This window comes from Arthrobacter sp. SLBN-122, assembly GCF_006715165.1.
Taxonomy (GTDB): Bacteria; Actinomycetota; Actinomycetes; order Actinomycetales; family Micrococcaceae; genus Arthrobacter.
The window spans coordinates 2,972,290-2,985,415 of record NZ_VFMS01000001.1 but is presented as its reverse complement, the minus strand read 5'-3'; the positions used below and the strand labels follow the sequence as shown (position 1 = coordinate 2,985,415).

Here is a 13,126-nt window from a genome sequence, read left to right as displayed (position 1 = left end):
CGCTCAGTCAGTGCCAGTCATGCGGTGAGCCTGGCCACCAGCTCGCCCCGGCTGCCGACGCCCACCTTTTCGAAGAGAGACTTCAGGTGGTCGTGCACCGTGTGCGGGGAGATGAACAGGTGCCCGGCGATCTCCGCCGTTGAACTTCCGGCCAGTACCTCCAGGCAGACGTCCCGTTCCCGCGCGGTGACGCCGAACGCCATCAGCAGCAGGGCCACGAGATCGTGGGTGGTTGCCGGTTCCACGCTGACCACCATCTGGTCGGGGTCATCGCCGGTGATCAGGCGGCTGGCCTGCAGCACCACCCAATTGTTCGCGGCGTCGCGCATCCTGGCCCGCGCCGTCCCCGATGCGGCCGCGTGCGCCTGTGCCACCACCGCATAGAGCGTCTGGTTGAAGCGGCCGGGCGCGGCATCCTCCACCGTGGCGAGCCAGGAGGCTGCGGCGGGCGTGGCCGCGCGCAGGTCGCCGTGCAGCCCGGCCAGGACAATGACAGGGCCGACGGCGGCCGGTCCCGCCGGGTGCGCCACGCGGACAGCGGCCCTGGTGGCCGAAGCCAGGGTGGCCGTGACCGCGCCCAGGAATTCCACCTCCCGGTCGGTGAAGTCGCGGCCGCCTTCGCGGAAAATGCTCCCCACGCCCCAGCACAGGTCATCCACCCGGAACGCGGCACGCAACTCATGGTCAAGGCCCAGCGGCTTGAGCAGGTCGTTGATCCGGATACTACGGACCACCTCCCGGTGCGGCGCATCCGAAATCCTGGCGATGGGGTGCGTCCGCCGCAGCAGCTCCATGAAGGTGTTGGGTTCCCGGCCCGAGTACTCGGACTGGGCAAAACGGAGGAAGTACTCCTCAAACTGGTGCCCGCCCACCGGCCACGGCTGCCAGTTGGTAATGGAGGTCATCGCCATCGAGTCGGGGTCGACGCCGGCCCAGCACCCCTGCGCGAACGGCACCTCCCGCTGCACGACGGCGAGCGCGGAGGTGTAGAGGTCGGCCAAGTCCATCCCGGCGGCTGCCATGGCCGCGATCTCCCGCCGGGCACGCTCCGCGCGCTCCTCCCACATACCTCCAGTATCGTCCCGCCGGCCGGTGCGGCAATCCCCCATTTCGGGGGTTTTTTCAGCCCGCTGAAACCCCTGGTGGGGGGATCGCGGCGGTGGCTGGCGCCGTCGTACTTTTCTTGCATGGGCGCCGCACCCGGATCGGCGTTGACGTACCAAGGGAGGCTGCAATGGGACAGGCACGCGAGGTCATGGATCGGCTGATGACGGCCATGGATACAAAGGACCGGGACGCCTTGGCAGGCTGCTATGCCGCTGACGCCGTGATCCAGACCCCTGACCAAGGCGAGGTCGCGGGCCGTGAAGCGATCACCAACTACTTCTTCCACTTCTGGGAGGCGATGCCGGACGTCAGGTATGAACAGTTGGCCACTCACGAGGCGGGGAACGTGGTGATCATCGAGGGCTTCGTGGCGGGCACGAACACCGGGCCGTTGAGCCGGCCCACCGGCGGGACGCTGCCGCCCACCGGCAGGCGGGTCCGGGTGCGAAGCTGCGACGTCGCCACGGTGGACGCAGGCCTGGTCAGCACCCATCACGCCTATTTCGACCAGCTGGAGCTTCTTGGCCAGCTGGGGCTGCTTCCTGAATTGTCCAAACAGTGAGGGGCAGCTCCGCCACGACCCGCTAGGCCGTGGCGGAGCCGCCCCCTAAAGCAGCAGCGTTACCGGTCAGACGGCAGCGGCAACCTCCACGACGTCGGACGCATCCTCTGATACCCCGGCAAGCCGGAGCCAGGTGTCCACCACGGTGTCCGGGTTCAGGGAGATGGAGTTGACGCCTTCCTTCACCAGCCACTCGGCGAAGTCGGGGTGGTCGCTGGGGCCCTGGCCGCAGATGCCCACGTACTTTTCGCGCGCCCGGCAGGCCTTGATGGCCATGCTGAGCAGCTTCTTCACGGCCGCGTCCCGCTCATCGAAGCTGTTGGCCACGATGGCCGAGTCCCGGTCCAGGCCAAGGGTCAGCTGGGTCATGTCGTTGGAGCCGATGGAGAAGCCGTCAAAGAATTCCAGGAACTCGTCGGCCAGGAGCGCGTTGGACGGAAGCTCGCACATCATAATCACCTCAAGGCCGTTCTCGCCGCGGCGGAGCCCGTTCTCGGCAAGCAGGTCGATGACGCCCCGCGCCTCGTCCAGGGTCCGCACGAACGGGATCATGAGCTTGACGTTCGTCAGGCCCATCTCGTTGCGCACGAAGGACAGCGCCTCGCATTCAAGGTCGAAGCAGTCCCGGAAGGACGGCTCCAGGTAACGGGACGCGCCACGGAAACCGATCATCGGGTTCTCTTCGTGCGGCTCGTAGGCCGGGCCGCCGATCAGGTTGGCGTACTCGTTGGACTTGAAGTCGGACATGCGGACGATCACCGGTTCCGGCGCAAACGCGGCGGCGATGGTGGCCACGCCCTCGGCCAGGCGCTTGATGTAGTAGTCGCGCGGGCTGCTGTAGGCGCTGATCCGTTCCCGGATTTCGGCGGCCACGTCCTCCGGCTGGCTGTCCAGGTTCAGCAGGGCCTTGGGGTGGATGCCGATCTGCCGGTTGATGATGAACTCCAGCCGGGCCAGGCCCACGCCGTGGTTGGGCAGCTGCGCGAAGGTGAAGGCCTGTTCCGGGGTGCCCACGTTCATCATGACCTTCACCGGCGCCTCGGGCAGCTGGGTGACGCCGGTCTCCTCCACACTGAAGTCCAGCAGGCCCTCGTAGATGCTCCCGGTCTCGCCGTCGGCGCAGGACACGGTGACTTCCTGGCCGTCGGAGAGCGCGTCGGTGGCGTTGCCTGTGCCGACGACGGCGGGGATCCCCAGTTCGCGGGCAATGATGGCCGCGTGGCACGTGCGTCCGCCGCGGTTGGTGACGATGGCGGAGGCGCGCTTCATGATCGGTTCCCAGTCGGGGTCGGTCATGTCCGCCACCAGCACGTCGCCGGTCTGGAACGAGGCCATCTGGTCGATCGCAGTGAGGATCCGGACCTTGCCGGCGCCGATCCGCTGGCCGATGGCGCGGCCTTCCACCAGTACAGGGCCAGTGGCGTTCAGGCGGAAGCGGCTCTGGCTGCCCGGAGCGCGGCGGGACTGCACGGTTTCCGGGCGGGCCTGCAGGATGTACAGGCCCCCGTCAATGCCGTCCTTGCCCCACTCAATGTCCATCGGACGCCCGTAATGCTTCTCAATGGCGATGGCGTGGCGTGCAAGCTGCTCAACGTCGTCGTCCGTCAGGCTGAAGCGCGACCGCAGGGAAGCCTCCACCGGCACGAAGTCGATGGTGCGGCCGATCTCGCTGTTGTTGGTGTACGTCATCTGCAGGGCCTTCTCGCCCAGGCCGCGCTTGAGGATCGCCGGACGGCCTGCCTCCAGGGCGGGCTTGTACACGTAGAACTCATCCGGGTTCACAGCGCCCTGCACCACCGCTTCGCCCAGCCCGTAGGAGGAGGTGACGAAGACGGCGTCCTGGAAGCCGGATTCGGTGTCCATGGTGAACATGACGCCGGAAGCGCCGACGTCGGAGCGCACCATGCGCTGGATGCCCGCCGAGAGTGCCACGTCGGCGTGTTCGAACTTGTGGTGCACCCGGTAGGCGATGGCGCGGTCGTTGTAAAGCGACGCGAAGACGTCCTTGATGGCCTGCAGGATGTTCTCGATCCCGCGGACGTTCAGGAACGTCTCCTGCTGCCCGGCGAACGAGGCATCGGGAAGGTCCTCCGCCGTGGCGCTGGACCGAACCGCCCAGGACAGGTCGGCGGAGCCAGCGTGCTTGTCCACCAGCTGCTGGTACGCCTCGCGGACCTGTGCCTCAAAGTCGGGCAGGAACGGGGTGTCCCGGACCAGGGCGCGGATTTCCTGGCCGGCCGAGGCCAGGGCCGTCACGTCATCGGTGTCCAGTCCGACGAGCCGGTCGGCGATCTTCTGGTCCAGGCCCGAATCGGCCAGGAACCGGCGGTAGGCGTCTGCCGTGGTGGCGAAGCCGTCCGGGACCTGGACGCCGGCGGAGGTGAGGTTCTGCACCATCTCGCCCAGGGAGGCGTTCTTGCCGCCCACCTTGTCCAGGTCCTTAAGTCCAAGTTCAGAGAACCACAGAACGTCTGTCGTCATAATTGCTGCTCCTTTGCAGTGGGTGGCGTAGGCAATGCCGGCCGCCACGGTAGTGCCGGCCGGAAGAAAAACCCTGCTAACAGTTTCAGGTCTGCAGCGTACTTTCCACATGATGTGGTCCACACCACGTTTGTGAAACAACCACTAGTGCTTGAGGTTCATCCGCTGCAGGATGGTGGCGGCCATTTCCTCCACCGAGACGGTGGCGGAGTTCAGGTAGGGAATCCGGTGCGAAACGTACAGCTGCTCGGCGCTGCGCAGCTCAAACCCGCACTGGCGCAGGGACGCGTACGGCGAACTTGGCCGCCGTTCCGTACGGATCTGGCTCAGGCGCAGCGGGTTGGAGGACAGGCCGAAACACTTGGACACGAAAGGCCGCAGCGGTTTGGGCAGCCCGTCCCGCTGGAAGTCCTCATCCACCAGCGGGAAGTTGGCGGCGAAGATCCCGTGCTGCAGCGCCAGGTACATGGTGGTGGGCGTTTTCCCACAGCGCGACGGGGCCACCAGGATCACCTGGGCCTTCTCCAGCGCACGCAGGCTCTGCCCGTCGTCGTGCTCCATGGCATATTCGACAGCGGCCATCCGGGACTGGTAGCGCGCGGCGTTCCCCAGCCCGTGCGCCCGGCCCGGCTCTCCACTCGCGGGTGTGCCCAGAGCCTGTTCAAGGACGCCCACGTGGGTGCCGATCAGATCCACGATCACAGCGTTGCAGCCGGCCAGGATCTGCCGGATCTCGCCGTTGACCGCGGTGGAAAACACCAGGGGCCGGGGTCCGGCGGCGGCCAGGCCGTCAATGGTGCGCACCACTGACCGCGCCTGTTCGGGGGTGGTAATAAACGGAATGGTGACGCGGTCAAAGTTGTCCACCGGGAACTGCGTCAGCAGCGTATTCCCCAGGGTTTCCGCGGTGATGCCGGTACTGTCCGACAGGAAGTAGACAGGACGTAGAGCAGCAGTGGTCATGAAATGACCTTAGCGTCCTCCTGGTGCTGGGCTTGTACGGGTCAGGCCGCCTTCACCGGTGATTTGCCGCCGGAGGCCGCGGCCTGGCTTTCGCGGGCCAGGAATGCTGAGAGCTCGCCGATGGTGCTCATGAGCGGGGCCGGGAAGACCACGGTGGTGTTCTTGTCGACGCCGATTTCAACCAGGGACTGCAGGTTGCGCAGCTGCAGCGCCAGCGGGTGGGCCATCATGGTGTCGGAGGCGTCACCAAGGGCTGCAGCGGCGATGGCTTCGCCTTCGGCGGCGATGATCTTCGCCCTCTTTTCACGCTCCGCCTCAGCCTGGCGGGCCATGGCGCGCTTCATACTTTCGGGCAGCTGGATGTCCTTCAATTCCACCAGGGTTACCTCCACACCCCATTCGACCGTCAGAACATCAAGGATTTCACGGATGTCGACGTTGATCCGTTCGGTCTCGGACAGGGTCTGGTCCAGCGTGTGGCGGCCCACGACCTTGCGCAATGTGGTCTGGGCTATCTGGTCAATCGCCGCGGCCACATTTTCGATTGCGATGACGGACTTCACGGCGTCCACAACCCGGTAATAGGCAACCGCGGACACGTCCACGCTCACGTTGTCCTGGGTGATGATGCCTTGAGACTGGATGGGCATGGTGACGATCCGCAGGCTGACCAGCGGCAGCCGGTCAATGACCGGGATGATCAGCCGCAGGCCAGGATCCCGGATGCCCACCACCCTGCCAAGCCGGAAGAGCACGCCCTTCTCATATTGGCGTACGATCCGGATGGCCATTTTCGCCACGATGAGCAGCAGGACGACGAGAACGACGAGAACAATAATGGTGGGGTCCATCAGGATCCCCTCCTATTTAGCTGAGCCGGACATGCCGGTGCCGGGCCGGCCCCGTGGCAGTTGTCCTGGGTCCATTCTCCCACCAACGGCGGCAGTCCTCCCTGGGCGAGTCGCCCCCGTCCCGGTCCCGAACGTCAAACGGCCGGCACGCAAACACGGAGGGCTAGACTGGCCCGGTAAGGACGGATTGGGGGATCCACGGCGGCGCTGCCGCCGTTCCACTGGTCGGTCGCAGCCAGCGGACCCAAGGACCATCATGACGTTCTTCCAGGACTTTCCCGTCCCTCCCCTGCCACCCCGGCCGCGCTCACAGCGGTACGTCCCGCCGCCCTGGGCCGCCGCTCCGGCCTACGAACTGCCGGCCGTGGTGCACGTGGGCATGTTTGTCTCCCGGACCCCGGGGATGGTGCTGGCAATCAAGAGCGCGGACGTATTCTCCACCGGCTGCGTATTCAGCCTGTCCTGGCTCTTCCGCCGCAGCAGTCAATCCGACGAGGACTGGGCCGACCTTCAGCACCTGTTCTTCCAGCCGGGGATGGGCATCCGCCGCGGCAGTGGGCAGCAGACCGGCCTGATGTTCGGCGTCCAGTTCCCCGATGGTTCCACAGCCAGCACCGGCGCTCTGGGGCCCCACGTCTTCATTGAACGTGACCAGCAGCCGGAGCCACCCGTCCTGGCGCTGAACAATGGCGGCGGCAGCGGCGGCGAGGACGAGTTCTCGGGCACCGGGACGCTCTGGCTGTGGCCCCTTCCCCCTGCCGGCGACCTCCGGCTGGTTGCGCAGTGGACGGACTTCGGCCTGGCGGAAACCTCGGTAACGCTCGACGGCGGGCGGCTGCGGGACGCCGCTGCCGGCATTCAGGAGTACTGGCCTGAGGAGGACGTTCAGCTGCTGTAAATGTCCTCGTCCGCGGCCGCGGATTCGTGTGGCAGCCCGGACACGATGCTTCCGTAACCCTGCAGGAACATCCGGCGGCCCTGGCCTTCGTCCGTCCACACCCAGATGATGGAGTAGTCGGACGTGACGGCATCCACCACGCCCGTGCCGGCCAATGTTCCTTCGGCGAACCGGACCCGGTCCCCCACCGCCAGCCGTGGATGCCTGGTCCGCTTCCTCCGGGGCCGAAGCGTGCTGGGTTCTCCTGCCGGTGCAGGGTCTGAGGGGCAGGTGGTGGACTGCTGGCGCATCGGTTTCCTTGGGCTCGGGGCGGATGGTCAGCTCATTACAACCCTGCCCGCTGCTCCCAGGTCACGTTTCACACGTGGTGCAGCAAGACTAACGCGCCGATACTCCCGGATGCACACCCGGCGCCCGCGGGACGGAGTGTGACTGCCCTTTGACGGGTGTTCCTTCCCCGAGACGCCCGCTCACTTTTGGCAGGTTTCCTGTAACGCCCCATCAGTTCCTGCGGGTTTGCCTGGGCGCCGGTGTGGGGGTTTGTTGGGTGGATGTCGGGTTAAAGCAGTAGGACCCTGACATTCCTTTGTCAGGGTCCTACTCAATGTGTGTCCGGCGGTGACCTACTCTCCCACACCCTCCCGGGTGCAGTACCATCGGCGCTGTGGGTCTTAGCTTCCGGGTTCGGAATGGGACCGGGCGTTTCCCCCACGCTATGACCGCCGTAACCCTTTGTCCGCACACCTTGGTGGGTGTGGGAAACTTGTGTGGTTACAACATTGTGGTGTTGTTATTCAATTGTGTTGGTTCCGTTCAACCATTCCCCGGTGTTGGGGGTTGTTGGTTGGGAACCACATAGTGGACGCAAGCAGAGTTTGTATATATCTGTGTGGTGTAAGTTGTTGGCCTATTAGTACCGGTCAGCTTCACGAGTCGTTAGTCCTCGCTTCCACATCCGGCCTATCAACCCAGTGGTCTGGCTGGGGGCCTCTCACACATAAATGTGTATGGAAATCTCATCTTGAAGCGAGCTTCCCGCTTAGATGCTTTCAGCGGTTATCCCATCCGAACGTAGCTAATCAGCGGTGCACTTGGCAGTACAACTGACACACCAGAGGTTCGTCCGTCCCGGTCCTCTCGTACTAAGGACAGCCCTTCTCAAATTTCCTGCGCGCGCAGCGGATAGGGACCGAACTGTCTCACGACGTTCTAAACCCAGCTCGCGTACCGCTTTAATGGGCGAACAGCCCAACCCTTGGGACCTACTCCAGCCCCAGGATGCGACGAGCCGACATCGAGGTGCCAAACCATGCCGTCGATATGGACTCTTGGGCAAGATCAGCCTGTTATCCCCGAGGTACCTTTTATCCGTTGAGCGACGGCCATTCCACAATGTACCGCCGGATCACTAGTCCCGACTTTCGTCCCTGCTCGAGATGTCTCTCTCACAGTCAAGCTCCCTTGTGCACTTACACTCGACACCTGATTGCCAACCAGGCTGAGGGAACCTTTGGGCGCCTCCGTTACTTTTTAGGAGGCAACCGCCCCAGTTAAACTACCCATCAGGCACTGTCCCTGACCCGGATTACGGGCCGAAGTTAGATGTCCAAAGTGACCAGAGTGGTATTTCAACGATGACTCCACCCGAACTGGCGTCCGGGCTTCAACGTCTCCCACCTATCCTACACAAGCCACTCCGAACACCAATACCAAACTATAGTAAAGGTCTCGGGGTCTTTCCGTCCTGCTGCGCGTAACGAGCATCTTTACTCGTACTGCAATTTCGCCGAGTTTATGGTTGAGACAGCGGGGAAGTCGTTACTCCATTCGTGCAGGTCGGAACTTACCCGACAAGGAATTTCGCTACCTTAGGATGGTTATAGTTACCACCGCCGTTTACTGGGGCTTAAATTCTCAGCTTCGCCTTGCGGCTAACCGGTCCTCTTAACCTTCCAGCACCGGGCAGGAGTCAGTCCGTATACATCGTCTTGCGACTTCGCACGGACCTGTGTTTTTAGTAAACAGTCGCTTCCCCCTGGTCTCTGCGGCCCCGATCCCCTCCCGGTCGCTAGTACCGTTCAAGGTTGGGGCCCCCCTTCTCCCGAAGTTACGGGGGCATTTTGCCGAGTTCCTTAACCATAATTCTCTCGATCGCCTTGGTATTCTCTACCTGATCACCTGTGTCGGTTTGGGGTACGGGCGGCTAAAACCTCGCGTCGATGCTTTTCTCGGCAGCATAGGATCACCAAATCCCCCCAAACGGGGGTCCCATCAGATCTCAGGCTTCGTGAGTGGCGGATTTGCCTACCACTCGCCCTACATCCTTAGACCGGGACAACCATCGCCCGGCTCGGCTACCTTCCTGCGTCACACCTGTTAATACGCTTGCCTCCCGGGATCAGGTCCTGCGCTCCACCAAAACCCTCACACCACAAGGGTGATCGGGCAGGTCTCGGGCAGTTAGTATCCCCCGCTCAGCATGGGCGGTTTTTCGCCGGTACGGGAATATCAACCCGTTGTCCATCGACTACGCCTGTCGGCCTCGCCTTAGGTCCCGACTTACCCAGGGCAGATTAGCTTGACCCTGGAACCCTTGATCATTCGGCGGACGGGTTTCTCACCCGTCTTTCGCTACTCATGCCTGCATTCTCACTCGTGTAGGCTCCACCGCTGGTTTACACCGCGACTTCACCGCCCACACGACGCTCCCCTACCACTCCGGACGCCTGAACTAACTCCACAAGGAAGCAGCTTAGCTATAATCCGAAATCCACAACTTCGGCGGTGTACTTGAGCCCCGCTACATTGTCGGCGCGGAATCACTTGACCAGTGAGCTATTACGCACTCTTTTAAGGGTGGCTGCTTCTAAGCCAACCTCCTGGTTGTCTGGGCAACTCCACATCCTTTCCCACTTAGCACACGCTTAGGGGCCTTAGTTGGTGGTCTGGGCTGTTTCCCTCTCGACTATGAAGCTTATCCCCCACAGTCTCACTGCTGCGCTCTCACTTACCGGCATTCGGAGTTTGGCTGACGTCAGTAACCTTGTAGGGCCCATTAGCCATCCAGTAGCTCTACCTCCAGCAAGAAACACGCAACGCTGCACCTAAATGCATTTCGGGGAGAACCAGCTATCACGAAGTTTGATTGGCCTTTCACCCCTACCCACAGCTCATCCCCTCCATTTTCAACTGAAGTGGGTTCGGTCCTCCACGACGTCTTACCGTCGCTTCAACCTGGCCATGGGTAGATCACTTCGCTTCGGGTCTAGATCACGCCACTGCAACGCCCTATTCAGACTCGCTTTCGCTACGGCTGCCCCACACGGGTTAACCTCGCGACGTAACACTAACTCGCAGGCTCATTCTTCAAAAGGCACGCCGTCACCAGAATCAGACTGGCTCCGACGGATTGTAAGCACACGGTTTCAGGTACTGTTTCACTCCCCTCCCGGGGTACTTTTCACCTTTCCCTCACGGTACTGGTCCGCTATCGGTCATTAGGGAGTATTTAGGCTTATCAGGTGGTCCTGACAGATTCGCACGGGATTTCTCGGGCCCCGTACTACTTGGGATACTCTCACAGGCGGTACAAACACATTACGGTTACGGGACTAACACCCTCTCTGGCCGGCCTTTCAAAACCGTTCACCTATGCGCGCACATCACACCCCACCAGCCCGGCAGAACTGGTACGGAAAGTCCCACAACCCCGACCATGCAACGCCCGCCGGCTATCACACATGGAACGGTTTAGCCTGATCCGCGTTCGCTCGCCACTACTAACGGAATCACTATTGTTTTCTCTTCCTGCGGGTACTGAGATGTTTCACTTCCCCGCGTTCCCCCCACGCACCCTATGTGTTCAGGTACGGGTCACCAAGTCACTCGCGCGCTTGGCGGGGTTTCCCCATTCGGACACCCTGGGATCACAGTCCGGTTATCGACTCCCCCAGGCTTATCGCAGATTCCTACGTCCTTCTTCGGCTCCTAATGCCAAGGCATCCACCGTGTGCTCTTAAAAACTTGACCACAAAGATCAAAAACAAAAAACACTCGAGAGAACCATGAAAACCAACCACGCTCCCAACACCCCAAAAGGGCATCAACAACACAGCCAGATCCAGGTTCATTATCTTGGAAATTGCTTCTTATACAAGATGCTCGCGTCCACTATGTAGTTCTCAAACAACAACCCCACACCACACACCCCCACACACAACCCCCAAAAGGGAGCCAGCATGCGCGGAGGCGTCATGGCAGGGAAACCAGAAACAAACAAACCCACAAGGAGAACAAACCCCCCATGGCCCTGTTGCCTCAGGACCCAACAGTGTGCCAAACACTAAACCATGCCATCACTCCCCCACCGTTCCAGAACCATCACTGGCTCGTACTAGGACAAGAAGAAAACAACGCGGCCGCTATTTGTTGATATTCCACCCATGAGCACCCGCCGCAGAACTTGCGTCTGCGCAACGGGCTTTGCTTCCTGACAAACCCCCACCACCACATACGCGGCATGAACGATTTGTAGGTGCTCCTTAGAAAGGAGGTGATCCAGCCGCACCTTCCGGTACGGCTACCTTGTTACGACTTAGTCCCAATCGCCAGTCCCACCTTCGACAGCTCCCTCCCACAAGGGGTTAGGCCACCGGCTTCGGGTGTTACCAACTTTCGTGACTTGACGGGCGGTGTGTACAAGGCCCGGGAACGTATTCACCGCAGCGTTGCTGATCTGCGATTACTAGCGACTCCGACTTCATGGGGTCGAGTTGCAGACCCCAATCCGAACTGAGACCGGCTTTTTGGGATTAGCTCCACCTCACAGTATCGCAACCCTTTGTACCGGCCATTGTAGCATGCGTGAAGCCCAAGACATAAGGGGCATGATGATTTGACGTCGTCCCCACCTTCCTCCGAGTTGACCCCGGCAGTCTCCTATGAGTCCCCACCATCACGTGCTGGCAACATAGAACGAGGGTTGCGCTCGTTGCGGGACTTAACCCAACATCTCACGACACGAGCTGACGACAACCATGCACCACCTGTAAACCGACCGCAAGCGGGGGACCTGTTTCCAGGTCTTACCGGTTCATGTCAAGCCTTGGTAAGGTTCTTCGCGTTGCATCGAATTAATCCGCATGCTCCGCCGCTTGTGCGGGCCCCCGTCAATTCCTTTGAGTTTTAGCCTTGCGGCCGTACTCCCCAGGCGGGGCACTTAATGCGTTAGCTACGGCGCGGAAAACGTGGAATGTCCCCCACACCTAGTGCCCAACGTTTACGGCATGGACTACCAGGGTATCTAATCCTGTTCGCTCCCCATGCTTTCGCTCCTCAGCGTCAGTTAATGCCCAGAGACCTGCCTTCGCCATCGGTGTTCCTCCTGATATCTGCGCATTTCACCGCTACACCAGGAATTCCAGTCTCCCCTACATCACTCTAGTCTGCCCGTACCCACCGCAGATCCGGAGTTGAGCCCCGGACTTTCACGGCAGACGCGACAAACCGCCTACGAGCTCTTTACGCCCAATAATTCCGGATAACGCTTGCGCCCTACGTATTACCGCGGCTGCTGGCACGTAGTTAGCCGGCGCTTCTTCTGCAGGTACCGTCACTTTCGCTTCTTCCCTACTGAAAGAGGTTTACAACCCGAAGGCCGTCATCCCTCACGCGGCGTCGCTGCATCAGGCTTGCGCCCATTGTGCAATATTCCCCACTGCTGCCTCCCGTAGGAGTCTGGGCCGTGTCTCAGTCCCAGTGTGGCCGGTCACCCTCTCAGGCCGGCTACCCGTCGTCGCCTTGGTAGGCCATTACCCCACCAACAAGCTGATAGGCCGCGAGTCCATCCAAAACCACAAAAGCTTTCCACCAACCACCATGCGATAGTCAGTCATATCCGGTATTAGACCCAGTTTCCCAGGCTTATCCCAGAGTCAAGGGCAGGTTACTCACGTGTTACTCACCCGTTCGCCACTAATCCAGGAGCAAGCTCCCTTCATCGTTCGACTTGCATGTGTTAAGCACGCCGCCAGCGTTCATCCTGAGCCAGGATCAAACTCTCCGTTGAAGTAAAACAGACACAACCACAACCACCGGAAATAACGGCGACCACGGCTGCACAAAATTTGAAACCAGCTGTAAAAACCATGCCAACCACGAGGTGGCGGCACAGCAAATTCAACCAATTTTATAAAAAATCGGTATCAACAAACTTGGCACACTATTGAGTTCTCAAACAACAGACACACCCGGCACCACCCAAAC

The 13,126-nt window shown here is 61.4% G+C and carries 7 protein-coding genes and 3 rRNA genes; 2 read left to right on the top strand and 8 right to left on the bottom strand.

The window, feature by feature from the left end:
* Positions 1 to 17: 17 nt before the first annotated feature.
* The gene (locus tag FBY36_RS13905) at positions 18 to 1,067 is read right to left on the bottom strand and encodes a response regulator transcription factor (protein ID WP_142120276.1); all 1,050 of its coding nucleotides are present in this window, start codon (positions 1,065 to 1,067) and stop codon (positions 18 to 20) included.
* Positions 1,068 to 1,234: 167 nt separating this feature from the next.
* Between FBY36_RS13905 and FBY36_RS13900 the strand changes: the two genes are divergently transcribed.
* Positions 1,235 to 1,669, top strand: coding sequence for a nuclear transport factor 2 family protein (locus tag FBY36_RS13900; RefSeq protein WP_142120274.1), 435 nt, complete (start codon positions 1,235 to 1,237; stop codon positions 1,667 to 1,669).
* Positions 1,670 to 1,735: 66 nt separating this feature from the next.
* Here FBY36_RS13900 and ppsA read toward each other — a convergent pair whose 3' ends face one another.
* The 3 genes from ppsA to FBY36_RS13885 form a co-directional block, all read right to left on the bottom strand.
* Positions 1,736 to 4,150 (bottom strand): phosphoenolpyruvate synthase, encoded by a 2,415-nt coding sequence (gene ppsA / locus FBY36_RS13895; protein ID WP_142120272.1) that lies wholly within the window; start codon positions 4,148 to 4,150, stop codon positions 1,736 to 1,738.
* A gap of 144 nt (positions 4,151 to 4,294) precedes the next feature.
* Entirely contained in the window at positions 4,295 to 5,113 is an 819-nt protein-coding gene (locus FBY36_RS13890) for a pyruvate, water dikinase regulatory protein (protein WP_142120270.1), read from the bottom strand.
* A gap of 41 nt (positions 5,114 to 5,154) precedes the next feature.
* A complete protein-coding gene (locus FBY36_RS13885; RefSeq protein WP_142120268.1) occupies positions 5,155 to 5,964 on the bottom strand; it encodes a slipin family protein in 810 nt (269 codons plus the stop codon).
* A gap of 256 nt (positions 5,965 to 6,220) precedes the next feature.
* On the opposite strand from FBY36_RS13885, the gene FBY36_RS13880 reads away from it, so the two are divergent.
* A complete protein-coding gene (locus FBY36_RS13880; RefSeq protein ID WP_235008836.1) occupies positions 6,221 to 6,862 on the top strand; it encodes a hypothetical protein in 642 nt (213 codons plus the stop codon).
* On the opposite strand, the gene FBY36_RS13875 is transcribed toward FBY36_RS13880, so the two are convergent.
* From FBY36_RS13875 to FBY36_RS13860, 4 genes are all read right to left on the bottom strand, one after another.
* Complete coding sequence (locus FBY36_RS13875) at positions 6,850 to 7,152, bottom strand: hypothetical protein (protein WP_142120267.1); 303 nt, start codon at positions 7,150 to 7,152, stop codon at positions 6,850 to 6,852. The two genes, FBY36_RS13880 and FBY36_RS13875, sit on opposite strands and share 13 nt — an antisense overlap.
* 320 nt (positions 7,153 to 7,472) lie before the next feature.
* Positions 7,473 to 7,589 (bottom strand): 5S ribosomal RNA (rrf, locus tag FBY36_RS13870).
* A 162-nt stretch (positions 7,590 to 7,751) separates the two neighbouring features.
* A 23S ribosomal RNA gene (locus tag FBY36_RS13865) occupies positions 7,752 to 10,891 on the bottom strand.
* 516 nt (positions 10,892 to 11,407) lie between these two features.
* Positions 11,408 to 12,929 (bottom strand): 16S ribosomal RNA (locus tag FBY36_RS13860).
* The 16S, 23S and 5S rRNA genes sit together here, the layout of an rRNA operon.
* Between the last annotated feature and the right edge of the window lie 197 nt (positions 12,930 to 13,126).

Excerpts from the sequence above, each read along its gene's own strand:
- ppsA (WP_142120272.1), bottom strand. The coding sequence starts at position 4,150 with ATGACGACAGACGTTCTGTGGTTCTCTGAACTTGGACTTAAGGACCTG.
- FBY36_RS13880 (WP_235008836.1), top strand. The coding sequence starts at position 6,221 with ATGACGTTCTTCCAGGACTTTCCCGTCCCTCCCCTGCCACCCCGGCCG.
- FBY36_RS13890 (WP_142120270.1), bottom strand. The coding sequence starts at position 5,113 with ATGACCACTGCTGCTCTACGTCCTGTCTACTTCCTGTCGGACAGTACC.
- FBY36_RS13900 (WP_142120274.1), top strand. The coding sequence starts at position 1,235 with ATGGGACAGGCACGCGAGGTCATGGATCGGCTGATGACGGCCATGGAT.
- FBY36_RS13885 (WP_142120268.1), bottom strand. The coding sequence starts at position 5,964 with ATGGACCCCACCATTATTGTTCTCGTCGTTCTCGTCGTCCTGCTGCTC.
- FBY36_RS13875 (WP_142120267.1), bottom strand. The coding sequence starts at position 7,152 with ATGCGCCAGCAGTCCACCACCTGCCCCTCAGACCCTGCACCGGCAGGA.
- FBY36_RS13905 (WP_142120276.1), bottom strand. The coding sequence starts at position 1,067 with ATGTGGGAGGAGCGCGCGGAGCGTGCCCGGCGGGAGATCGCGGCCATG.